The organism is Burkholderia sp. MS389 (genome assembly GCF_016899425.1).
GTDB classification, from domain to species: Bacteria; Pseudomonadota; Gammaproteobacteria; order Burkholderiales; family Burkholderiaceae; genus Burkholderia; species Burkholderia sola.
Genome location: NZ_CP045995.1, coordinates 961,491 through 985,165, shown reverse-complemented (window position 1 = coordinate 985,165; position 23,675 = coordinate 961,491). Strand labels below are relative to the sequence as shown.

At 67.3% G+C, this 23,675-nt stretch carries 22 protein-coding genes; 16 read left to right on the top strand and 6 right to left on the bottom strand.

Translation table 11 applies throughout. The features are described 5' to 3' along the window. The first annotated feature begins 130 nt into the window (after positions 1–130). The 10 genes from GJG85_RS20805 (at position 131) to GJG85_RS20760 (ending at position 11,948) form a co-directional block, all read left to right on the top strand. Positions 131–859 (top strand): LuxR C-terminal-related transcriptional regulator, encoded by a 729-nt coding sequence (locus GJG85_RS20805; protein WP_124555969.1) that lies wholly within the window; start codon positions 131–133, stop codon positions 857–859. Between the two features lie 150 nt (positions 860–1,009). After that, on the top strand, positions 1,010–2,512 hold the full coding sequence (locus GJG85_RS20800) for an aldehyde dehydrogenase family protein (RefSeq protein ID WP_050017440.1): 1,503 nt from the start codon (positions 1,010–1,012) through the stop codon (positions 2,510–2,512). A 52-nt stretch (positions 2,513–2,564) separates the two neighbouring features. Next, on the top strand, positions 2,565–3,905 hold the full coding sequence (locus GJG85_RS20795) for an aspartate aminotransferase family protein (RefSeq protein ID WP_050017441.1): 1,341 nt from the start codon (positions 2,565–2,567) through the stop codon (positions 3,903–3,905). A gap of 238 nt (positions 3,906–4,143) precedes the next feature. After that, a complete protein-coding gene (locus GJG85_RS20790) occupies positions 4,144–5,646 on the top strand; it encodes an APC family permease (protein ID WP_089489526.1) in 1,503 nt (500 codons plus the stop codon). After that, on the top strand, positions 5,643–6,242 hold the full coding sequence (locus GJG85_RS20785; protein WP_050017443.1) for a DUF3156 family protein: 600 nt from the start codon (positions 5,643–5,645) through the stop codon (positions 6,240–6,242). Before GJG85_RS20790 ends, GJG85_RS20785 begins: the two co-directional genes overlap by 4 nt. Before the next feature lie 70 nt (positions 6,243–6,312). Beyond that, positions 6,313–7,251: a helix-turn-helix domain-containing protein gene (locus GJG85_RS20780; protein ID WP_204384364.1), complete on the top strand. Its 939-nt coding sequence runs from the start codon at positions 6,313–6,315 to the stop codon at positions 7,249–7,251. Positions 7,252–7,420: 169 nt separating this feature from the next. Continuing rightward, complete coding sequence (locus GJG85_RS20775; RefSeq protein ID WP_089489525.1) at positions 7,421–8,629, top strand: porin; 1,209 nt, start codon at positions 7,421–7,423, stop codon at positions 8,627–8,629. Between the two features lie 313 nt (positions 8,630–8,942). Further along, a complete protein-coding gene (locus tag GJG85_RS20770; RefSeq protein WP_089489524.1) occupies positions 8,943–10,181 on the top strand; it encodes an ABC transporter substrate-binding protein in 1,239 nt (412 codons plus the stop codon). A 40-nt stretch (positions 10,182–10,221) separates the two neighbouring features. Next, positions 10,222–11,091 carry a sugar ABC transporter permease gene (locus GJG85_RS20765; protein WP_089489523.1) on the top strand — a complete coding sequence of 290 codons (870 nt, stop codon included), beginning with the start codon at positions 10,222–10,224 and terminating at the stop codon, positions 11,089–11,091. Next, positions 11,088–11,948 carry a carbohydrate ABC transporter permease gene (locus GJG85_RS20760; RefSeq protein WP_124630721.1) on the top strand — a complete coding sequence of 287 codons (861 nt, stop codon included), beginning with the start codon at positions 11,088–11,090 and terminating at the stop codon, positions 11,946–11,948. The genes GJG85_RS20765 and GJG85_RS20760 overlap by 4 nt, the downstream gene beginning before the upstream one ends. 32 nt (positions 11,949–11,980) lie before the next feature. Here the strand turns inward: GJG85_RS20760 and GJG85_RS20755 are convergent, their stop codons facing one another. Next, a complete protein-coding gene (locus tag GJG85_RS20755; RefSeq protein WP_050017448.1) occupies positions 11,981–13,003 on the bottom strand; it encodes a LacI family DNA-binding transcriptional regulator in 1,023 nt (340 codons plus the stop codon). A gap of 6 nt (positions 13,004–13,009) precedes the next feature. On the opposite strand from GJG85_RS20755, the gene GJG85_RS20750 reads away from it, so the two are divergent. After that, entirely contained in the window at positions 13,010–13,930 is a 921-nt protein-coding gene (locus GJG85_RS20750) for a phosphatidylinositol-specific phospholipase C (protein ID WP_176015809.1), read from the top strand. A gap of 21 nt (positions 13,931–13,951) precedes the next feature. Here GJG85_RS20750 and GJG85_RS20745 read toward each other — a convergent pair whose 3' ends face one another. Beyond that, the gene (locus GJG85_RS20745; RefSeq protein ID WP_050017450.1) at positions 13,952–14,563 is read right to left on the bottom strand and encodes a LysE family translocator; all 612 of its coding nucleotides are present in this window, start codon (positions 14,561–14,563) and stop codon (positions 13,952–13,954) included. Between the two features lie 102 nt (positions 14,564–14,665). Here GJG85_RS20745 and GJG85_RS20740 point away from each other — a divergent pair, with 102 nt between their 5' ends. Next, positions 14,666–15,193 carry a GNAT family N-acetyltransferase gene (locus GJG85_RS20740; protein WP_204384362.1) on the top strand — a complete coding sequence of 176 codons (528 nt, stop codon included), beginning with the start codon at positions 14,666–14,668 and terminating at the stop codon, positions 15,191–15,193. Between the two features lie 18 nt (positions 15,194–15,211). On the opposite strand, the gene GJG85_RS20735 is transcribed toward GJG85_RS20740, so the two are convergent. Continuing rightward, a complete protein-coding gene (locus GJG85_RS20735; RefSeq protein ID WP_204384360.1) occupies positions 15,212–16,273 on the bottom strand; it encodes an alkene reductase in 1,062 nt (353 codons plus the stop codon). 81 nt (positions 16,274–16,354) lie between these two features. After that, a complete protein-coding gene (locus GJG85_RS20730) occupies positions 16,355–16,663 on the bottom strand; it encodes a helix-turn-helix transcriptional regulator (protein ID WP_050017453.1) in 309 nt (102 codons plus the stop codon). A 350-nt stretch (positions 16,664–17,013) separates the two neighbouring features. Here GJG85_RS20730 and GJG85_RS20725 point away from each other — a divergent pair, with 350 nt between their 5' ends. Next, positions 17,014–18,183: a hypothetical protein gene (locus GJG85_RS20725; protein ID WP_089489520.1), complete on the top strand. Its 1,170-nt coding sequence runs from the start codon at positions 17,014–17,016 to the stop codon at positions 18,181–18,183. A gap of 153 nt (positions 18,184–18,336) precedes the next feature. Here GJG85_RS20725 and GJG85_RS20720 read toward each other — a convergent pair whose 3' ends face one another. Then, the gene (locus GJG85_RS20720) at positions 18,337–18,678 is read right to left on the bottom strand and encodes a cupredoxin family copper-binding protein (protein WP_050017455.1); all 342 of its coding nucleotides are present in this window, start codon (positions 18,676–18,678) and stop codon (positions 18,337–18,339) included. 19 nt (positions 18,679–18,697) lie between these two features. Further along, positions 18,698–19,642 (bottom strand): metallophosphoesterase, encoded by a 945-nt coding sequence (locus GJG85_RS20715; protein ID WP_124555958.1) that lies wholly within the window; start codon positions 19,640–19,642, stop codon positions 18,698–18,700. A 254-nt stretch (positions 19,643–19,896) separates the two neighbouring features. Between GJG85_RS20715 and GJG85_RS20710 the strand changes: the two genes are divergently transcribed. The 3 genes from GJG85_RS20710 (at position 19,897) to GJG85_RS20700 (ending at position 23,280) form a co-directional block, all read left to right on the top strand. Then, a complete protein-coding gene (locus tag GJG85_RS20710; protein WP_050017457.1) occupies positions 19,897–20,082 on the top strand; it encodes a hypothetical protein in 186 nt (61 codons plus the stop codon). 85 nt (positions 20,083–20,167) lie between these two features. Next, positions 20,168–21,922, top strand: coding sequence for an ABC transporter permease subunit (locus GJG85_RS20705; protein WP_089489517.1), 1,755 nt, complete (start codon positions 20,168–20,170; stop codon positions 21,920–21,922). An 11-nt stretch (positions 21,923–21,933) separates the two neighbouring features. Continuing rightward, the gene (locus GJG85_RS20700) at positions 21,934–23,280 is read left to right on the top strand and encodes a nitrate/sulfonate/bicarbonate ABC transporter ATP-binding protein (protein ID WP_060733366.1); all 1,347 of its coding nucleotides are present in this window, start codon (positions 21,934–21,936) and stop codon (positions 23,278–23,280) included. Positions 23,281–23,675 lie beyond the last annotated feature (395 nt).

The window sequence follows — 23,675 nt, the reverse complement described above, 5'->3', positions numbered from 1 at the left end:
CGTCCCGGTTGAACCGGCCGCCCTGGCCGGCCCGGGACGAATTGCCGATTTGTGCTCACCGGCGCTTTTCGGCGTCGGTACGCTGGCCCGGACGTCGAGATTCGATGCATTCGCGCGCCAGCCGATTCCCATGCCTACCTTGTCCGCCCCCACCGACCACGCTCCCGCCGATTGGCGACGCGCGCTGCGCGCATGCGTGGACGCGTTCGACGCGTTCGCGAGCCCGTCGGCGATCGTGTTCTACCGGCTCGACCAGAGCGGCGAGCCGGCCGATTTCGAGCTGTTCGGGATGCCGGAATCGATGCACCGCACCTATATTGCCCGCTACCGGATGCTCGATCCGCTGCATCCGTCGCGCTGCGCGGCGGGCGAATGCGCGGTCGTCACGCTCGCGTCCCAACTGCCCGACGAACGACGCGCTGCGTCCGCGTACTGGACCCGTTTTCTGCGGCGGCACGACGTGGCCGACGTCGTCGAGATCTGGCTGCGGGACGCGGGCCGGACGGTCGGCGCGTTCTCGCTGCTGCGCTTCGGCATCGGCGATGCGAACGGCAACGGCACCGCACGACGGTTCGCGCCCGGCGAGATCGACGCGCTCGCGCGGCTGCAGCCGGTCGCTGAAGCCGCGCTGAGCCCGCTGCTGCGTGCACGGCGCGGGATTCATCAGATCGCCTGCGAGGAGCGGCTTACCTACCGAGAGGAACAAATCGCGCGGCTCGTGCGCGACGGCCGCTCGAACAAGGAGATCGCGCGCGATCTCGCGCTCGGGCCGCCGACGATCAAGACGCACCTGATGCGGATGTACCGCAAGCTCGGCGTGTCGAATCGCACGGAGCTGGTCGGGGCGTTGTTCCTGTAATCGGGATCGCGCGGCACGCTGCGCGATCGTCTTGCCGATCACGCGCTGCCAATTTGCGCTCACCGGGCGTGAATCCTCGTCGATACAGTGGTCCGACACCTGCGTGCCTCACCGGCCCGCGGTCCAGCCACGACAATCAACGAGACGCCCATGAGCAACACGAACTTCGTCGCCGTCAGCGACACCGTGCGCACCTTCGTTGCGCGCGACTTCGGCCTCTTCATCGACGGTGCCATGCAGCCCGCGCACGCGGCTGCCCGGCTCGACGTGTACGACCCCGCCACGGGCGAGCGGCTCGCGACCGTCGCCGATGCAGATGAACACGACGTCGACCGCGCGGTCGCCAGCGCGAAACACGCGTTCGACGCGCGCGTGTGGAGCGGGCTGCGGCCGGCCGACCGCGAACGCATCCTGCTGAAACTCGCGGACCTGATCGAAGCCGACGCCGAAACGCTCGCGCAACTCGAAACACTGAACCAGGGCAAGTCGATTCACGTGTCGCGCGCGGTCGAAGTCGGCGCGAGCGTCGAATACGTGCGCTACATGGCCGGCTGGGCGACCAAGATCACCGGCCAGACGCTCGACGTGTCGATCCCGTTCCCGCCCGGCGCGCGCTATACGGCCTATACGCGCAAGGAGCCCGTCGGCGTGGTCGCCGCGATCGTGCCGTGGAATTTCCCGCTGATGATCGCGGTGTGGAAGCTGATTCCCGCGCTCGCGGCCGGCTGCACGATCGTGCTGAAGCCGTCGCCGGAAACGCCGCTCACCGCGCTGCGGCTCGCCGAACTGGCCCGCGAAGCCGGCGTGCCGCCCGGCGTGTTCAACGTGGTCACGGGCGGGCGCGTCTGCGGTTCGGCGCTCGCGAGCCACCCGTCGATCGCGAAGATCTCGTTCACGGGGTCGACCGCGACCGGCAAGCTGGTTGGCGCGGCGGCCGTGCAGAACATGACGCGCTTCTCGCTCGAACTCGGCGGCAAGAACCCGATCGTGATGCTCGACGACGTCGACGTCGCGCAGGCGCTCGATGGCGTCGCCGCCGGCGCGTTCTTCAACCAGGGGCAGGTGTGCGCGGCCGCGTCCCGCATCTATGTGCATCGCAGCAAGTTCGCGCAACTCGCGGACGGGCTCGCCGGCGTCGCGCAGTCGATGAAGCTCGGTGCGGGCCTCGATACGACCGCGCAGATCAATCCGCTGGTATCCGCGCACCATCGCGACAAGGTCGTCCAGCATATCGAGGGCGCGCGCCGGGCGGGCCTCACGTTCCTCGCGGGCGGCACGCCGGCCGACGATTTGCCCGGCTACTACGTGAAGCCGGCCGTGATCGCCGATCCGCACCCGGACAGCGCGATCGTCCACGACGAGGTGTTCGGCCCGGTGATCGTCGTCGTGCCGTTCGACGACGCGGCCGATGCGATACGCCTCGCGAATGCGTCGCCGTACGGCCTCGCCGCGAGCATCTGGAGCAACGACCTGACACGCGTGATGAACCTCGTGCCGCGGATCGAGGCCGGCACCGTGTGGGTGAACTGCCATATCCCGCTCGATCCGTCGATGCCGTTCGGCGGCTACAAGCAATCGGGCATCGGCCGCGAATTCGGCCAGTACGCGATCGAAGGCTTCACCGAAACCAAATCCGTCTGCATCGCGCATTGACGCGCGGGCCCATCCAAAAACCGCAAAAACCGATCCGACAGTGGAGATTGCAATGAGCTACAACGAAGCGAAATTCTGGCATCCGATGCTGCACCCGAACGAAATGAAACAGCGCAAGCCGATCCGCATCGTGCGCGGCGACGGCTGCTACGTGTTCGACGAACAGGGGCGCAAGCTCGTCGACGGCGTCGCGGGCCTGTGGAACGTGAACGTCGGCCACAACCGCCAGGAAGTGAAGGACGCGATCGTGCGTCAGCTCGACGAGCTCGAATACTTCCAGCTGTTCGACGGCATTTCGCATCCGCGTGCGGAGGAGCTGTCGAAGAAGCTGATCGACATGCTCGAACCGGAAGGGATGCGCCGCGTGCTGTACAGCTCGGGCGGGTCGGACTCGATCGAGACCGCGCTGAAGATCGCGCGCCAGTACTGGAAGGTGCGCGGCCAGGCCGATCGCACGAAGTTCATCTCGCTGAAGCAGGGGTATCACGGCACGCATTTCGGCGGCGCGTCGGTGAACGGCAATACGGTGTTCCGCCGCAACTACGAGCCGAACCTGCCCGGCTGCTTCCACGTCGAGACGCCGTGGCTGTACCGCAACCCGTTCACGCAGGACCCGGAGGAACTCGGCCGGATCTGCGCGGAAATGCTCGAACGCGAGATCCAGTTCCAGAGCCCGGACACCGTCGCCGCGTTCATCGCGGAACCGATTCAGGGCGCAGGCGGCGTGATCGTGCCGCCGGCCAATTACTGGCCGCTGGTGCGCGAGGTGTGCGACCGCTACGGCGTGCTGCTGATCGCCGACGAAGTCGTGACGGGCTTCGGCCGCAGCGGCAGTCTGTTCGGCAGTCGCGGCTGGGGCGTGCGCCCGGACATCATGTGTCTCGCGAAGGGGATTTCGTCGGGCTACGTGCCGCTCGGCGCGACGGTCGTGAACGCGCGGATCGAGGACGCGTTTGCCGCGAATGCCGATTTCGGCGGCGCGATCATGCACGGCTACACGTACGCCGGCCACCCGGTCGCATGCGCGGCCGCGATCGCGAGCCTCGACATCGTCGTGAAGGAAGACCTGCCGGCGAATGCGGCGAAGCAGGGCGCGTATCTGCTCGAAGCGCTGCAGTCGTTCGCGGAACGCTTCGCGGCGGTCGGCGAGGTGCGCGGCAAGGGGCTGATGCTCGCGCTCGATCTCGTCGCGAACAAGGACACGCGCGAGCCGATCGATCCGCTGTCGGGCTATGCGAATGCGGTCGCGGAAGTCGCGCGCGAGAACGGCGTGCTGGTGCGCCCGGTCGGCACGAAGATCATCCTGTCGCCGCCGCTCGTGATCCAGCGCGAACAGCTCGACCGGATCGTCGACGCGCTCGCGGCCGGCTTCGAGGCCGTGCCGTTCGCGTGACGGCGTGAGCGCATGGCGGCCAGCCCGCGGCGGCGGGTAAACGCCAGCGCGGGTTTGCCGATTTGCGCTATGACCGGATTATTTTGCCTGCGTATTTTTTCGACATCGGATCACGCCGTGATCGACGAGGGGCCCCGGGAATCGACGCGCTGAAGCACCGCCCGGGGCCGACCGCACAGCATCTGGCCCCGGCCGCCGACGAAGCGCCGGTTCGGGCCAACCCACGAAGGAGACAACGATGTCGGGATGGTCGGGAATGACCGGCGCCGCGGGCGATACGTCCGCCGGCTCGCCGGCTGAAGCAGGCGGCGGCGCCGCATTGAAGGCCGGGGCGGTCGGTTTTCCGACCGCGCTGGCGAGCGCGGTCGGGCTCATCATGGCGAGCCCGGTGATCCTCACCGCGACGTCGGGCTTCGGGATGGGCGGCTGGGCGTTCGCGGTCGCGATGATCATCGCGTTCGTGATGATGCAGGCGCAGGCCACCACGTTCTCCGAAGCCGCCGCGATGCTGCCGACGGCCGGCTCGGTTTACGATTACCTGTCGTGCGGGCTCGGCCGCTTCTGGGCGATCACCGGCACGATTTCCGCGTATTTCCTCGTGCACGTGTTCGCCGGCACCGCGGAGACGATCCTGAGCGGGATCATGGCGCTCGTGAACTTCGAATCGCTGAACGCCGCGTTCGAGAAGCACAACAGTTCGTGGCTCGTCGGCGTCGGCCTCGTGGTCACGTTCGCGATCACCAACATCATCGGCATCAAGGTGTTCAGCAAGCTCGAGATCGTGCTGACGGCCGGCATGTGGCTGTCGCTGATGATCTTCGGGATCCTCGGGCTCGCGGCCGCGCCGGCCGTGCATCTCGACGGCTGGTTCGGCGGGTCGGAAGTCGGCACGTCGATCCCGGCCGTGCTGTCGCTGGTCGGGATGGCGATGTTCATGTTCGTCGGCTGCGAGTTCGTCACGCCGCTCGCGCCGGAAATGAAGGCGCCGGGCCGCACGATCCCGCGCGCGATGGCGCTCGGCCTCGTCGGCGTCGCGATCTGCATGTTCCTGTACGGCGCGGCGATCCGCCGCCAGGTCCCGAACGTGCCGGTGAGCCCCGACGGCCTCACGCATTTGCTCGACACGCCGGGCGCGATTCCCGCGTTCGCGCTGCAGGTGCTCGGGCCGTTCGGGCGGATCTGGTTCGGCATCGCGTTCCTGTGCGCGGGCGCCGCGACGATCAACACGCTGATGGCCGGGCTGCCGCGCATCCTGTACGGGATGGCGATCGACGGCGCGCTGCCGCGCTGCTTCGCGTACCTGCATCCGCGTTTCAAGACGCCGGTGGTCGGTATCGTCGCGTCGGCGATCGTGCCGATCTTCCATGCGTGGCTGATCAACGGCAATCTCGACAGCATCCTGCATCTCGTGCTCGCCGCGACCTGCGCATGGGGCACCGCGTACCTGCTCGTCACCGCGTCGGTCGTGATGCTGCGCATCCGCCGGCCGGACTTGCCGCGGCCGTACCGTTCGCCGCTGTTCCCGCTGCCGCAGATCGTGTCGAGCGTCGGGATCGTGCTCGCGATCTGGTACATCACGCCGCCCGGCATGAACGCGCGCGACATCTACGTGCCGTTCGGCGCGATGCTGGGGCTCACCGCGCTGTACGCGCTGTTCTGGACGCTCGTCGTGCAGCGCCGGCATCCGTTCAGGCCGGTGCCGGTCGAGGACGTGCTGCGCAACGAGCACGTCGCATCGTGAAGGCCGCGCTCGCCCGGTGGCGCGCGGTGCCCGATGCGCCGCCGCCTGGCCATCGGCCCGGCGTGATCGCCGCGCGCGTGCTCGCCGATCTGCGGGCCGTGCGCGATGCCGGTGGTGCCGGGGGTGGAGTCGGCGGCGTCACGGCGCGGCTGCCGAACGGCGTGCGCGTCAGCATCGACGAGCGCGTCGAGCGCCAGTTCCTGATGCATACGGTCAGCGTGAAGGTGACGGCGGCCGCCCGAGGCCCGGCCGCGCACGGCAGCGCGCGCGTGCGGCAGACCGGCTGGCTGCGCTGCACGGGCATCGATGCCGGGCCCATGTCCGGATGCGACCCCGTATTCATCGACACGCTGGCCGCGCTGCTTGCCGAGCCGTCGCTGGCCGACGCGCTGCGGCCGCTGCACTTCACCGACTGCGCGATCGACGCGCGCGACGGCCGCTGGACGCTCGCGATCGTGCCGTTCGGCGGCAGCGAGGTCGTGAACCGGATGCCGTCGTTTCGCCGCTATGTCAGGCTGATCGACGCGCAGGCCGCCGCGCTGTCGGGGGCCTGTCTTGCATTCGAAACCGCACTACGCAGGAATTTGCGAGGGTAAGCTGTGGCGATGCGTGCCGTGCGAACCCGGCGGCCGCATCCAGCACCCCAGGGTTTTACCGGAGACGCCGATGCTGTTCCAGTCCCGCTCACACGAAGACGTGCACGATCACGGGCTCGCGATCGCGGGCTGGCATCAGGTCTACCGTCAGATGACGCCGGGCCGCTTCAAGGGCACCGTCACGCAGGTGCTGTACGACGATTTCCACTTCTTCCGCGAGACGACCAACCGCCGCGTTGCGCAAACCGGGCTTGCGCCGGTCGGGCGCACGTCGCTCGCGGTGCCGCTGTCCGTGCCGCTCGCGGGTACGTTCCAGGGCCAGCCCGTCGACGGCTATGCGCTGCTCGCGCTGCGCGCCGGCGAGGATTTCGAGTTCCACACGCCGGAAGGGATGGGGCTCGTCGGGATCAGCGCGGCGTCCGACATGATCGACGAGCTGTGCGAAGCCGAATTCGGCGCGGCCGCCGCGCGCAGGCTGCGGCACGTGACGCGGCTGTCCGACGCGCAGGGCGTCGCGCTCGGCGTGCGGCTGTCGGCGCTGATCGACGATGCGCAGCGCAACCCGGGCTGCCTCGAATATGCGGCGACCCGCAAGATGTTTCGCGACGCGATGCTCGGCATGTTCCTCGACGCGCTCGAACAGGGCATCGGCGTCGAGCGTCGCGACATCACGCATGCGACCTACAGCGATATCGTGAGCCGCTGCGAGAAGCATCTGAGCGAGCGGCCCGAAGAACCCGTCACCGTGCTCGAACTGTGCCGTGCGCTGCGCTGCAGCCGCCGCACGCTGCAAACGAGCTTCCAGCGCGTGGCCGACGTCACGCCGGTCGGCTACCTGCGCACGATCCGGCTGAACGCGGTGCGTCGCCTGCTGCGCACGACGCCGGTGCAGCAGCTCGGCGTCGGCGAAGCCGCCGCGAGCTGGGGTTTCACGCATCTCGGCTATTTCGCGCGCGAGTATCGCGACCTGTTCGGCGAGTTGCCTTCCCAGACGACGCGTCCCGCATGACGTACGCGCATTGTGACGGCACCCCCCCGGGCGCCGTCGCGAGCCGCACCCTCCACCATTTGCTGATTTGGGATAGAGGTCCGGAATTTTCGCTGGATAAAGTCCTGCCACCCATATCGACAACACCATCGGTTGGCACTGCGAATCGATGACCATTGAGGGGCGGGACATGAAGAACGGACGACGACTGACCGCAGCCGCGGCCATGCTGGGTTGCATGCACGCACACGCGCAAACCTCCGGCAGCGTGACGCTGTACGGCACCGTGGATACCGGCATCATCTATTCGACGAACCAGCAGTTCACGCGCGCCGACGGCAGCACGGGCGGCGGCCATGCATGGCAGATGGGCGGCGGCAACCTCGTGCCGTCCCGCTTCGGCTTCCAGGGCGTCGAGCCGCTCGGCGGCGGGCTCAGCGCGGTGTTCTCGCTCGAGCAGCAGTTTCTGTCCGCGAACGGGCAGGCGCTGCAAGGCGGCACGGCGTTCAGCCGGCAGGCATGGGTCGGGCTGCGCCAGGATTCGATCGGCACGCTCGGCCTCGGCCGGCAATACGACTCGTACACCGACATGCTCGGCGCGTATGTGTCGAGCAACAACTGGGCGACGCCGTACGGCTCGCATCTCGGCGACGTCGACAACCTGAATGCCGCATTCAACTTCAACAACGCGGTGAAGTTCACCAGCGCCGATTTCAACGGGCTCACGTTCGGCGGCACGTTCAGCTTCGGCGGGCAGGCCGGCGATTTTTCCGCGAAGCGCGGCTACGCGGTGGCCGCGACGTACACGCGTGCGCCGGTGGCGTTCTCGGTCGGCTACCTCGACCTGCATCAACCGCTCGACGCGGCGCTCGGCGGCGCGAGCGGCTATATCGGCGATTTCGCGTGCAGCAACCCGGGCGCGATGTATTGCCTGCTGCAGGATGCGGGCTCGATGCGCGCGTTCGGCGCGGGCGGGTCGGTCACGTTCGGCGCGGCGACGGTCGCGCTGACCTATACGCATACGCGTCTCGGCGACAGCCGCTATTTCTCGACCGCCGCGCAGCCGCGCACGCACGCGTTCACGTTCGACGTCGGCGAGCTGAACGTCACGTACATGTTCACGCCGGCGCTGCAAGGCGGCGTCGCGTACATCTTCAACGCCGCGCACACGGACGGGCGCGGCACGACGCGCTTCCACCAACTGAACGTCGGCACGAACTACAGCCTGTCGAAGCGCACCGCGCTGTATGCGGTCGCGATCGGCCAGATCGCGAGCGGCACGGGGCTCGGCACCGACGCGGCGGGCAACGCGGCGAACTATGCGCAGATTCCGGTGCTCGCGAACAGCAATTCGAGCCGGCAACTGGCGGTGATGGGGGGGATTCGTGTGAACTTTTGATGCTGGATGCGGCTGGCGGCGGCACGTCGGTCGCGTGCCGCCGCACGACCCTCACGCGCATGGTCCGGCGCCGGTCGATTGCTGGAAAGCGATGCTTGAAAAAAACCGTCCGTATGCTTGACTGAATGGACCCGGATTGACGGAACGCGCGCGTCAGGTCGCCCGGCTTTGCGCGTTGCCACAATACCTTCACGGTATGCGTGAACAATGGCGACGCTTCACGCGACCCGACGTGTCGCCGGCGTTGCACACGTGTGCAACGCATGACCGTTCCGCTCCATACCCGCTCCATACGCCGATCGAGAGAGACCACATGACCCTGCTGAGCCGCCTGCGCGCGCTGTCCGCCGCCGTTGCGCTGTCCTTCGCCGCCACGCACGCTTTCGCGGCGGATCTCGTCATCGCGGGCCGCGACGACATCTACGGCAAGGGGCTCGCCGACGCCGTCGCCGGTTTCACCAAGCTGCATCCGGGCACCGAGATCGAGCTGCTCAAGCTGCCGAACGCGAACCTGTACCAGAAGCTGAAGCTGTCGATGCGCGAAGGCACCGGCGCGTACGACCTCGTGATGATGGACGATACGTGGGCGCCCGAATTTATCGGCAACGGCTGGCTGAAGCCGCTGCCCGCATCGCTCGCCGATGCCGATCTCGTGCCGTCCGCCGTCGCGCTCGGCCGCAATGCGGCCGGCGCGCTGTACGCGCTGCCGATCGTCGGCAACGTCGAGATGTTCGCGTATCGCAAGGACCTGCTCGCGAAGTACAAGCTGCAGCCGCCGCGCAACTGGGACGACGTGCTGAAGATCGCACAGACCGTCGGCGGCGCGGACAAGAGCGTGTCGGGCGTCGTGTTCCGCGGCACGAAGGGCAACCCGGTCGTCACGGGCTTCCTGCCGATCCTGTGGGCATACGGCGGCGACGTGTTCGACCGTGCCGGCAACGTGACGATCGATTCGCGCGAAGCGCAGGCCGCGCTGAAGACGTTCCTCGCGCTGAAGGCGTTCGCGCCGAAGGACGTCGACGTGTACGGCGCGGCCGAAGTGCGCGACGCGCTGCAACGCGGCACGGCCGCGCAGTCGATCGAGGTATGGCCCGCGTGGGTGCCGGCGCTCGACGACGCGAAGCAGTCGCGCGTGGTCGGGCAGATCGCGCTGCAGCCGCCGCCGGGGCAGACCGCGGGCCCGGCCCCGATGCTCGGCATCTGGCAGATGGGTATTCCGAAGGACGCGCCGCACGCGAAGCTCGCGCAGGACTTCCTCGCTTACCTGACCGCACGCGATACGCAGACGCGCCTCGCCGGCATCGGCATTCCGCCGACCCGCCGCAGCGTGTTCAACGATCCGGCGCTGGTGCGCCAGTATCGCTGGTATCCCGATCAACTGAAGGCGCTCGAGGCCGGCCGTGCGCGGCCGCGCGTGACGGATTGGCAGCAGGTCGAGAGCATTCTCGGCGACCAGTTGCAGCTCGCGCTGACGGGGCAGGCCGCGCCCGACGCCGCGCTGCGCCAGGCGCAGCAGAAGATCGCGCAGGCGACGGCCGCGGCCGGCAAGTGACCGCGCGCGTCAACGTCGACCCGACGACCGGAGGCCGCGGATGAAAGCGTTCGGTCGCAGCCTGCCGATCGTCGCGCTGCTCGGGCCCGCGCTGCTGGTGCTCGCCGCGCTGGCGTTGTATCCGGTCGCGCAGGTACTGTTCGACTCGTTCTGCCGGGTCGATTACTCGGCCGGCCGCCGCGCGTTCGTGGGGCTCGCGAACTATCGCGCGGTGCTCGGCGACGACGCGTTTACCGCCGGCTTCGGCAACACGCTGCGCTTCACGATCGTTGCGTCGCTCGCCGAAGTCGCGCTCGGCTTCGGCCTCGCGCTGCTGTTCGTGCGCGCGTTTCCCGGGCGGCGCATCGCGCTGCCGCTCGCGATCCTGCCGATGATGCTGTCCACGCTCGTGTGCTCGGCGATCTGGCGCAACTGGCTGAACTTCGACGGCTTCCTGAACGCGCTGCTCGCGGCGTTCGGCATCGAAGGCGTGCGCTGGCTGTCCGATCCGCATCTCGCGCTGTGGTCGCTCGCGCTCGTCGACGTGTGGCAGTGGACGCCGATGGCGTTCCTGATCGTGCTGGCCGGGCTGCAGTCGATCCCGCAGGAACTGTACGAAGCCGCGCGCACCGACGGCGCGAGCGAGTGGCAGTGCCTGCGCGACGTCACGCTGCCGCTCGCGGCGCCGCAGATCGGCCTCGCGCTGCTGCTGCGCTCGATCGACACGTTCAAGCTGTTCGACAAGGTCTATGCGCTGACGGGCGGCGGCCCCGGCAATGCGACGCAGACGCTGTCGACCTATATCTACGACACGGGCTTCCGTTTCTTCAACGTCGGGCCGGCGAGCGCCGCGTCGGTGCTGATGCTCGCGGCGTCCGCGCTGCTGGTCTCGGGGTACGTATGGCAGACGGTTCGCAAGCGGCGCGCATGACGACACGATCGGCGGGCATCCCGCGCGCACGAGCGAGCGCCGCATTCGGTCACGCGACGCCGTGGACGCTGCGCGTCCTCGCGCTCGCGCTGTTGCTGCTGCCGTGCCTGTGGATGGCCGGCGCGGCCTTCATGCCGACGCTCGAACGTTTCGATCATCCGTTGCGGATCTGGCCGGCCGCGCCGACCTTCTCGCATTTTGCGTCGGTGTGGTCGAACGGCATCGGCGCGCCGCTGTTCAATTCGCTGCTGGTCGGCTTCGGCACGACGCTGCTCGCGCTGGCGCTCGCGTTTCCGGCCGCGTATGCGCTCGTGCGGCTGCGGTTTCCGGCGCGGCTCGACCTGCTGTTCCTGATGCTCGTGCTGGCGTTGAAGCTGATGCCACCGATCACGATCGCGGTGCCGCTATTCGCGCTCGCGAAGCGGCTGCACCTGCTCGATTCGACGCTCGGCCTGATGCTCGCGTACCAGATCTACGCATTGCCGATGGCGATCTGGATGCTGCTCGCGTTCGTGCGCGACGTGCCGATCGAATACGAGGAAGCGGCGTGCATCGACGGCGCGGGGCTCGCGCGGCGGCTCGTGCAGATCGTGCTGCCGCTGTGCGCGCCGGGGCTGATCGCGACCGCGATCTTCGTGTTCATCGCGGCGTGGAACGAATTCCTGATCGCGCTGCTGTTCGTGTCGACGCCGAGCCGCTTCACGCTGCCGCTCGCGATTGCCGGCTATGTGACGGAGAACGGCATCGACTGGGGCGACCTGATGAGCGCGGGGCTGATGGCGTCGCTGCCGACGCTGGCCGTGGCCGGTTATGTGCAGCGCTACCTGTTGCGCGGGTTCGCGGGCGGGTTGAAGTGACGCGTGGCGTGGCCGCGCGCGTTCGTGCGTCGTTACGCGCAGCTGTCGCGCACCACCTGCGTGACCGGCACGACACATGTGCGCGACGGCCCGTCGAACGTCTGCATCCGGTCGGCGAGCAGGTCGATCGCCGCGTGCGCGAGGCCGCGCGTGTCCTGCCGCAGCGTCGTCAGCCGATACGCATCGTATTCGGCGGCGGGGATATCGTCGAAGCCGATCACGCGCAGGTCGTCCGGCACGCGCAAGCCGAATTCGCGGCGCGCGACGTCGATCACGCCGAGCGCAAGCAGGTCGGACGAGCAGAACACGCCGTCGGGCCGCTCGCCGGTCGCGAACAGTTGCCGCGTGGCGTCGATTCCGCAGGCGTGGGTGTCGGACGGCGTGTCGAGCACGCATACGAGCGTCGCGTCGGACGCGTCGCGTGGCCCGAGCGCCTGCTCGAACGCCGCGGCGCGCGACCGCGCGCTGTAGCTCGTGCCGCGCGGCCCGACGAACGCGAGGCGGCGCGCGCCGGCCTGCATGAGCCGCTGCGCGGCGTGGGTGGCGCCCGCCGCGTTGTCGCTGACGACCACATCAGCGCCCGGCAGGTTCGCTTCGCGGTTGATCATCACGACCGGAATCCGGTGTTCGAGATACTGCTGCGCGACCGACAGCGGCGGCGACGCGGACGTCATCACGAGGCCCGCGATCCGGTAGCTGAGCAATTGCTCGAGCGATTGCCGGACCTGGCGCGGATCTTCCGCATTGGTCACGAGCGGCGTGAGCGCGCGCTGCCCGAGCGCGGCCATCAGGTCCGACAGCAGCCGCGCGCGGAACGGGTTCTCGAACCCGGCCGTCACGACGCCGATCATGCTGCTGCGCTGCGTGATCATGTCGCGCGCGATCAGGTTGACCTGGTAGCCCAGCGCACGCGCGGCGACCATCACGCGTTCGCGCGTTTGCGGCGCGATGCTTGCCGTCGGCGAGAACGCGCGCGACACTGCCGAGCGCGAGACGCCGGCCCGCGCCGCGACATCCGACGCCGTTACCCATGGTTTTCTTTCCTTGTCATTCATCGATTCATGATCCCTTCGCGCCACGATACGCGCATGCCGCCTGCCGACTGGATGTCCGCGCTCGACGACGCGCGGCCGCTGCATACGCTGACCCTACCGGGCAGCCATGACACCTGTGCGTATACGGTCGACGATTCGCTGGTGCGCACCCAGCGTGCGCCGCTCGATGCGCAGCTCGCGCATGGCGTGCGGCTGCTCGACATCCGCTGCCGGCACGTGCGCGATGCGTTCGACATCCATCACGGCGGCATCGCGCTCGGCATGACGTTCGACGACGTGCTGGCAAGCTGCACGCGCTTTCTCGATGCGCATCCGCGCGAATGCATCGTGATGTCGGTGAAGGACGAGTGGCCGGCGCATGCGTGCACACGCAGTTTCGATGCGACGTTCGATGCGCATCGCGCGCGGCACCCGTGGCTGCGCTGGCATGCCGGCGGCACGCTGCCCGCGCTCGGCGACGTGCGCGGCGCGATCGTGCTGTTGCGGCGTTTCCGCAGCGGCCGGCCGCTCGGGATCGACCTGACCGCATGGCCCGACAACGCGACGTTCACGATCGATCATCCGGACGGCGCGTTCGTGATCCAGGACGAGTATCGCGTGCCGGTGGCCGCGTCGATCGCGTGGAAGTGGCGCGCGATCGACGCGCTGCTGACGCATCTGCCGCTGCCGGACAGCGGCCGCTGGGCGCTCAATTTTTGCAGCGGAACGGGGATGGGCGCGAATCCGTCGGTGGTCGCACACGGCGATGGCCGCGTGCAGGGCATTCATGCGCGGCTCGCCGAGCGCTTGCGCGAGCAGCCCGGCCCGTACGGCGCGATGCTGCTCGATTTCTGCGATGACGACGACTGGGCGCTGGTGCGTGCGCTGATCGAATGCAACGATCACACGCCGCAGCGGGGCGTGTGGCGCAAGGCGTTTCGCTGTTAGCGGCCGGCGCGTCGCCGGCGACTACCGCGTCGCGATCGCGACTGCCGCACCGGCCATCGCGGTCGCGCTCGTGCGGTTCGCGATCCGCTTCGCGCGCGCCGACGTCAGGAAGGCCCGTGCCCGGGACGCGAGCAGCGACCAGAAGCAGTCGGCCAGGATCAACACCGCGAGCATCGTCCCGACCAATTCGGCCCATGCGGCGACGCCGACGTGCGTGAGGTCGACGATGGTCGGCAGCAGCGCGAGATAGAAGATCATGATTTTCGGATTACCGAGCGTGACCAGCATCCCGGCGACGAACATGCGCCACGGCGACTGGCCGCGCGGCAGGTCGTCCGCGCCCGTGCCGGTCGGCGCGGTCCACATCTTCCACGCGAGGAACAGCAGGTACGCGACGCCGAGCAGCTTCAGCACGATCAGGCCGGTCGCGAACGTGTGCGCGAACGCGGACAGCCCCGCGACCGCGAGCGTGAGCCACAGCGCCTCGCCGAGCCACATGGCCGCGAGGAACGGCAGCACGTCGCGCACGCCGTTCGTCAGCACGCGCGCGACGAGCGCGGCGACGCTCGGGCCGGGCGTGCCGGCGGTGACGAGCAGGGCGAAGGCGAAGACGGCGAGTGCGGACAGCGTCATGACGGACCTCGTGGATCGGGCGTTCGAAATCGTTCGAAACGATACGTATGAAGTTTCGATTATAGTGACGGCCGTTCAAGACTGCCTGCCTGAAATGCCGTCATGCCTGCCTCGATCCTGATTCGCCCCGCCACGCGGGAAGACGCGGCCGCGATGGCCGCCGTGGAAGTCGCCGCCGCGCAGCGGTTTCGCGAGATCGGCATGGCCGACATCGCCGATGCCGAGCCGACCGATGCGGCCGCCGTGCTCGAGCGGATCGACGACGGTCGCGCGTACGTCGCGGTCGGTCCGCAACGCACGTGCGTGGGATTCGCGTTCTATCGGCTGCTCGATGCGCAGCGGCTGTATCTGGAGGAACTGGATGTCGCGCCGTCGCATGCCGGGCAGCGGATCGGCGTGCGTCTCATCGAGCAGGTGATCGCGCGCGCGGCGCGGCAGCGCGTCGAGCAGGTGGTGCTGTCGACGTTTCGCGATGCGCCGTGGAATGCGCCGTACTACGCGCGTCTCGGGTTCCGGATCATCGACGATGCGGCGCTCGACGACGCGCTGCGCGCGATCCGCGCGCACCACGTCGCGCTCGGCCTCGACGAAACGCGGCGCGTGTTCATGCGTGCGGACGTGCCCGCCTGAACCCGCGCCGTTCCACCGTCAGGCCGCGTCGCTCAGCGCCGGGTAGTCGGTGTAGCCCGTTTCGCCTTCCGCGTAGAACGTCTCCGGAACCGGCTGGTTGAGCGGCGCGCCGATTTCGAGGCGGCGCGGCAGGTCCGGGTTCGCGATGAACAGCTTGCCCCAGGCGATCGCGTCGGCGCTGCCGTTCGCGAGCGCGGCCTGCGCGGTGTCGAGCGTGAACTGCTCGTTCGCGATCAGCGGGCCGCCGAACGCTTCCTTCAGGCGCGGGCTCAACTGGTCGCCCGAATACGATTCACGCGTGAAGATGAACGCGATCTTGCGGCGGCCGAGTTCGCGCGCGACATAACCGAACGTTGCCGCCGGATCGGAATCGCCCATCGTATGCGCGTCGCCGCGCGGGGCGAGGTGCACGCCGACCCGGCCGGCGCCCCACACGTCGATCGCCGCGTCGACCACTTCCAGCAGCAGGCGCGCGCGATGCTCGATCGGGCCGCCGTATGCGTCGGTGCGGCGATTGGTGCTGTCCTGCAGGAACTGGTCGAGCAGGTAGCCGTTCGCGCCGTGGATCTCCACGCCGTCGAAGCCCGCCGCCTTCGCGTTCTCGGCGCCCTTGCGGTACGCGGCGACGATGCCCGGAATTTCGTCGAGTTCGAGTGCACGCGGCGTCACGAACGGACGCGGCGGACGCACGAGGCTCACGGTGCCGCCCGCGGCGATCGCGCTCGGTGCGACCGGCAGCTCGCCGTCCAGGAACATCGGATCGGAGATCCGGCCGACGTGCCAGAGTTGCAGCACGATGCGCCCGCCGGCCGCGTGCACGGCCTGCGTGATCTGCTTCCAGCCTTCGACCTGCTCGTCGGACCAGATGCCCGGCGTGTCGGCATAGCCGACGCCTTGCGGCGTGACCGACGTCGCTTCGGTAATGATCAGGCCGGCCGATGCGCGCTCGGCGTAGTAGCGCGCCATCAGCGCGTTCGGCACGCGCGCCGCGCCCGCACGGGAGCGGGTGAGCGGCGCCATCACGATGCGGTTCGGCAGGGTCAGGTCGCCGAGCGTAATGGGATCGAACAACGTGGGCATGGCAGATAACCTCTTCACGAAAGGCGGGGAAGCGTGCGCGTCGTGCGCGACGGCGCCCCGGATGGCCGGTTCGGCCGTTGGCTAGAGTTCGCGGCGCAGGGCGTCGTGAAATGCGTCGATGACGGCCTCGTTGCGACGGAAGAACGCCCACTGGCCGATCCGCGTCGACGTCACGAGCCCCGCGCGCTGCAGCGTCGCGAGGTGCGCGGAGACGGTCGACTGCGACAGCCCGCAGCGCGCGTCGATCTGGCCCGCGCAGACGCCGTGTTCGTACGGCAGCGTCTGCTGCGGAAAATGCTCGCCGGGCGTTTTCAGCCAGACGAGGATCTCCCGGCGCACGGGGTTCGAGAGCGCTTTCAGGATCGCGTCGATGTCGAGTTCGGTCGGCATGGAAAGGTGGGCGTTTCGATCGGGCAAACAAGTATCGTCGATGGGCGAATCTTATATCGTATTTTGACGATATGTTTGAAAGCACTGTCGGCAATGGGGTTGATAGGGAATCGTAATCTTGGGGTCGCATGGGCCGCGCCGTGAACCGCTCTCGATGAACTCGCTAGTTTTAGTTCGTCTTGTCGGCAATCTCATACCGCCGCGCGCGAGCCGCTCCGGCCAACGGTGCATCGACGCGGAACGCGGTGCGCAACCGGCCGGCTGATCGGTTGTTCGCAACGGCCCGGCGGCGCGCGACGGATTCTGCGACCATCGCCGTTCAAGTCATATCTGCCTCCCGAGCCGCCGCCATGTCCGTCCTTTCCGTCGCGTTTGCCAGTCTCCGACGCTCGTGTGCGCTGCCGGCCGCGCGCGCCTTGTCATACGCCGTCCCGCTCGCGGTCGCCTGCGCCGCCGCCGGCACGCTGGCCGGCGCGCTGCAGGCCGAAGCCGCCACGCCCGCGCAGCGCGAACGTCTCGAAGCGCCGGTCAAGGCCGTCGCCGACCAGCGCGTGGCCGTCGATACGCCGCAGGGGAGCGCGATGCTGCCGGTCTACGCCGATCATCCGCTCGACCGGGCCGCGCCCGACGTCACGCGCGTGTTCATCGTGATTCACGGCACGCTGCGTAATGCCGACGCGTACTACGCATCGGGGCGCACAGTCGTCGAAAAGGCCGGTGCGGCGGGCGCGGGCACGATGGTCGTCGCGCCGCAATTCCTGACACGCGCCGACGTGCGCGCGTTTTCGCTACCCGCATCGACGCTCGCGTGGACGCAGGAAGGATGGAAGGGCGGCGAACCCGCGCGCCAGCCGGCGCCGATCAGCTCGTTTGCCGCGCTCGACGCGCTGCTCGCGCATTTCACCGACCGCAGCCTGTACCCGTCGCTGACGACGGTCGTCGTGATCGGCCACTCCGCCGGTGCGCAGTTGCTGCAGCGTTACGCAGTGGCCGGTCGCGAAGGCGACGCGCTCGCGCGAGCCGGCATCGCCATACGCTATGTGGTCGCGAACCCGTCGAGTTACCTGTATTTCGACGACGCGCGACCGAATGCCGATGCACTTGCCGGCGGCGTATGCCCGCGCGCGACCGAATGGAAGTACGGGCTGAAGTCGGCGCCGCCTTACGTTGCGTCGCAGGACGTGCGCGATCTCGAAACGCGCTACGTCGCGCGTCATGTCGTGTACCTGCTCGGGCAGGCCGACACGAATCCCTATACGCATTTCATCGACCGTTCATGCGCGGCGATGGCGCAGGGGCCGTACCGGCTGGCGCGCGGGCTCGCCTATTTCGATTACCTGAAAAAGCGGCATCCGGGCGATCTCGCGCAGCAGGTCGTCGAAGTGCCGGGTGTCGGGCATGACGGTCTCGGCATGTTCACGTCCGCGTGCGGGCTGGCCGTGCTGTTCGGGCACGCATTGCCGCAGTCGTGTCCGGTCGTCGCGGGCACCGCGCCGGACTTGCGCGCGGCGGGGCAGTGAGCCTGCATGCAAGGCCCGCCCGCGACGAACATCGATCGACCGGAAAATGCGGGAATCGTGGGCCGCTCCGTGTGGGTCGCGGGCGAAGGGGACGACGGTCGTTGGAGGCGGCAGCCGCCCGTCGTTCGCCCGCGCGCTTCGTGGCGAGCCGCGTCATTCGACGGTGATCGTCTCCTTCATATACGGATGAATTCCGCAGAACACCTTGTAGACGCCCGGCTTGTCGAAGCGGAACGAATACGTCTCGTCCTGGTCGAGCGCCTTCGAATGGAAGATGCCGGCGTCGTTGACGACGGTATGCGGCTCCGCGTCGAGGTTCTTCCACGTGATCGTCGTGCCGGCCTTGATCGTGGTCGACATCGGCGAGAACATGAAATTGCGGATTGTCACGAGCGGGCCGTTCGGGCCCTGCGCGAACGCGGCCAGCGGCGTACCGGCAGCCGCGCCGAACAGCATCAGCACGGCGATGATTGGAGATGGCTTGAAGCGGATCATGTCGGTCTCCTTATTTTTGTCACGCGAGCGTCGCATCGTGCAGCGACGACGCGACCGGATGGCCGGCGAACTCGACGGTCGTCACGCCGAGCATCGACGGCAGCCGGTCGTGCGGCACCGTGAGCGGCACGGGGCCCGGCCCGTTGCCGGCCGTCGGCTGCGGGAACGCGGTCGAGCGGGCGGTATGGAACGTCACGTTGCCCTCGACCTTCGACACGATCTGATGGATGTGCCCGTTCAGCACGGTGACCGAGCCGAAGCGGCGCAGCAGCGCCATCGTCTGCGGCGCGTCGCCGGTGCCCCAGCCCCATGGTTCGTAGATGGTCCACATCGGCATGTGCGAGAACACGACGATCGGCGTGCTCGACGAGCGGCCTCTCAGGTCCTGCGCGAGCCACGCGAGCTGTTCGTCGCCGAAGCTGCCGAGCCCGTTCGGCTTGAAGTGCATCACGTTGACGAGCCCGATGAAGTGCACGCCCGCGTGATCGAAGCTGTAATAGCCGCGGTTGTCCGACGCCTTGCCGAACCGGCCGAAATATTCGGCACCCGAACCGTCGGTGACGTCGTGCTCGCCGGGCACCGTGTGCAGTTCCGGCACGCGCAGTGCGGACAGCAACTGCGACGCGTGGTCGAATTCCTCGGGCTTGGACAGATGCGTGATGTCGCCGGTGTGGATCGCCAGCGCGGGCAGCGCAGGCATCCCGTTGACGAGATCGATCGTCTGCTTCAGCGTGGCCGACACGTCGGGATTCGCGTCCTTGTTGAAACCGATGTGCGTATCGCTGATCTGCACGAACAGCGGCCGCCCCGCGTCGGCCGGGCGCGCGTCGCCGGTCTGCGCGAGCGCGAGGTCGAACGGCGTGAGGATGCCGCCCGACAGCGTAAACAGCGTGCCGAGGCCGCCGAAGGCCATGCATTGCAAGGCCTTGCGGCGCGACGGGCGGGTGGGGGTCGATGAAGACATGTAAGCCTCGCATTCGTGTGACGAAACCGGACGGCCGGATCGTCCTGGAATAAGCCGGCGCCTTCGCATGCGATACCGGCGAAGCGGCGGATTTATTCCCGCGCGTTGCGAGATCGAATCCCCGTGCGCGCGGCCGATGGCGCGATGCGCGACGCCCGCCGGATGACCCGTCAATGTCCTGTAAGTGACATGTCACATTTGCGTCACGGCCGCCCGATAGCCTCCCACTCCGAATACCCTCTCCGGAGCCCTTCATGCCGAACCTCGCGGCAACGGAAACGGGCGGTGCGGTCGGTCACCGCATGCGCCCCGCCAGCTTCGCGCTGTTTTCTTCGATCATTGCCGGCGGCATCGTCGATGCCGGCACTCATCTCGCCGTCGATCTACGCTTCGTCAAGGAAGGCTCGGCGCTGCCGTTCGCACTGCACGGGCTGTCCTGATTCGCCCCGCGGCTGCGAGCGGGCTGCGCGGCATGCGTCCGGACCCATCGATTTTTAATTCAACACAAGACACAAGACGCTACCGATGGATATCCGTTTCTTCGATCCGAATCGCACCGCCAACGCGTCGGCGTGGCGCGTGCTGCCCAACCGCTGGGACGCGGTCGCGTTTCCGTTGATCATCGGCATGCTCGCGATGGCGATCGTCGGCTTTCACGAGACGATGGCGCCGATCGGCGTGCTGCAGACGCAGAAGATCTCGCTCGATCCATCGAACCTGCCCGAATACGCGTTGCGCACCACGCTGCGGATGCTCGCCGCGATGGTCGCGTCGCTCGCGTTCACGCTCGTCTACGGCACGCTCGCCGCGAAAAGCCGCCGCGCGGGCATGGTGCTGATCCCGATCCTCGACATCCTGCAGTCGGTGCCGGTGCTCGGCTACATCTCGTTTACGGTCACGTTCTTCCTCGCGCTGTTTCCGGGCCGCGTGCTCGGTGCGGAGCTGGCCGCGATCTTCGCGATCTTCACGAGCCAGGCATGGAACATGACGTTCAGCTTCTACCAGTCGCTGCGCACGGTGCCGCGCGACCTGAGCGAAGTGTCGCGCGGCTTCCACCTGACGTCCTGGCAGCGCTTCTGGAAGCTCGAAGTGCCGTTCTCGATGCCGGGCCTGATCTGGAACATGATGATGTCGATGTCGGGTGGCTGGTTCTTCGTCGTCGCGTCGGAGGCGATCACGGTCGGCAACCAGACGATCACGCTGCCGGGCATCGGCGCGTATCTCGCGCAGGCGATCTCCGACAAGAATCTCGGCGCGGTCGGCTGGGTGATCGTCGCGATGTCGGTCGTGATCCTTGCCTACGACCAGTTCCTGTTCCGCCCGCTCGTCGCGTGGGCCGACAAGTTCCGGATGGAGAACACCGCGTCGGGCGATGCGCCGCAGTCGTGGCTGCTCGACATGATGCGCCGCACGCATCTGATCCATCAGTTGCTCGTGCCGGCCGGCTGGCTGCTGTCGCAGGCCGCGCGGATTCCGCTGCGCGTGCCGTCGCTAGCGGGCACGCGCGCTCGCGGCGCATCGGCGCGCCGTTCGTCGCGCATCGGCGACATCGTGTGGGCCGCGTTCGTGATCCTGCTGACGGCATACGTCGCATGGCGCGTCGTCAGCTTCGTCGCGACTGGCGTGACGATGGCCGAAGTCGGCCACGTGCTCGTGCTCGGGCTCATCACGCTGCTGCGCGTGCTGGTGCTGATCGCGATCGCATCGGTGATCTGGGTGCCGCTCGGCGTGCTGATCGGGCTGCGCCCGAAGCTGGCCGAGAAGATCCAGCCGCTCGCGCAGTTCCTCGCCGCGTTCCCGGCGAACCTGCTGTTTCCGGTGTTCGTGATCGTCATCGTCCATTTCCACCTGAACGCGGACATCTGGCTGTCGCCGCTGATCGTGCTCGGCACGCAGTGGTACATCCTGTTCAACGTGATCGCGGGCGCGATGTCCTATCCGAACGATTACAAGGAAGCGACGAAGAATTTCCGCATCCGCGGCTGGCAGTGGTGGCGCCAGGCGATGCTGCCCGGCATCTTCCCGTACTACGTGACGGGCGCGATCACCGCGTCGGGCGGTGCGTGGAACGCGAGCATCGTGTCGGAGTTCGTGCAGTGGGGCGACACGAAGGTCGTCGCGCACGGCCTCGGCGCGTATATCGCGCAGACCACCGCCGCCGGGGATTTCCCGAAGATCATCCTGGGCATCGCCGTGATGTCCCTGTTCGTTACCTTGTTCAACCGCCTGCTGTGGCGTCCGATGTACGCCTATGCGGAATCCCGGCTCCGTCTCGATTGAGAGTAAGCGCGATGCAAAATTCGACCGTTGTCAACGCCCCCGTCAAGACGTCTCAACCGCTGCAGCCGCCGCGGCTCGGCGAAGAAATCCTGCGCGTCGAGCACGTGAACCGCGGCTTCAGCAAGTCGCAGGGCGAACTGCTCGTGCTCGACGACGCGAACCTGTCGCTGCGCGAAGGCGAGATCGTCGGTCTGCTCGGCCGGTCGGGGTCCGGAAAATCCACGTTGTTGCGCATCATCGCCGGCCTGATCGAGCCGACCGGTGGCGAGGTGACCTACCTCGGCAAGCCGCTGCGCGGCCCGGCCGAAGGCGTCGCGATGGTGTTCCAGACCTTCGCGCTGTTCCCGTGGCTCACCGTGTTGCAGAACGTGGAAGCCGGGTTGGAGGCGCTCGGCGTCGGCGCGCGCGAGCGGCGCGAACGCGCGCTGGCCGCGATCGACCTGATCGGTCTCGACGGCTTCGAGAACGCGTACCCGCGAGAACTGTCGGGCGGCATGCGTCAGCGCGTCGGTTTTGCACGCGCACTGGTCGTCGATCCGACCATTCTGCTGATGGACGAGCCGTTCTCCGCACTCGACGTGCTGACCGCCGAAACGCTGCGTACCGATTTGCTCGATCTGTGGACGCAAGGCCGCATGCCGATCAAGTCGGTGCTGATCGTCACGCACAACATCGAGGAAGCGGTGTTCATGTGCGATCGCATTCTCGTGCTGTCGTCGAACCCGGGCCGCGTGATCGCCGAGATCAAGGTGCCGTTCAAGCATCCGCGCAACCGGCTCGACACCGATTTCCGCAAGCTCGTCGACGACATCTACGCGAAGATGACCGCGCGTCGGACCGGCGAAGCGACGAAGAAGGGGCTGGAACTGGGTAGCTGGATGCCGCGCGTGTCGACCAACCTGATGGCCGGCTTGATCGAGACGCTCGCGATGGCGCCGTACCACGGTCGTGCGGACATGCCGGAAATCGCGCGTTCGCTGCATCTGGAAGTCGACGAACTGTTTCCGATCGCGGAAGTGCTGCAGCACCTCGGCTTCGCGGACGTGCGCGAAGGTGACGTGTTCCTGACGCCGCCCGCGCGCGTGTTCGCGGAATTCGGCACGCAGGAGCGCAAGCTGATGTTCGCGGATCACCTGCTGAAACATGTGCCGCTTGCTGCGCGGATCCGGAAGGTGCTGAACGAGCGCCCGGGCCACCGTGCGCCGCGCGTGCGCTTCGAGCAGGAGCTGGAGGATTTCCTGTCCGACGAAGCGGCGGAGGAAACGCTCGATGCGGTGATCGACTGGGGGCGGTACGGGGAGGTTTTTTCGTACAACGACAAGACGGAAGTGTTCAGTCTGGAGGATGTCGAGTCGTAAAGTCGGAAAGTAGATATGTAAGGCGCGACATTCCTCCGTCACCGATGTCGCGCCGACGTTGGGGTGTGACAATTTTCTACATTTCGAAATTCGGTTATGTATCAGATAGATGGATTGATATCGTTCGGCATGTCGAGGATTTATAGGGGATTTTGTGGGATATCATGATTTATGAAATCTACTTTCATTTCGATAGAATTGGCTTTCTCGTATGATGGCCGAGAGCCCTTTTTGTATCCCATGATGACCTATATTTCCTATTCAGTTTTTTGATTTTAGCGATGCTTTTGGGGATCGCGGTTTGAGGTAATAAGAGATAAGAAAAAATAGAAAGCTAATTAAAAGTAAATAAAAATTTATAAAATAAATAAGTGATTGATTTGATTCTGTAAAAG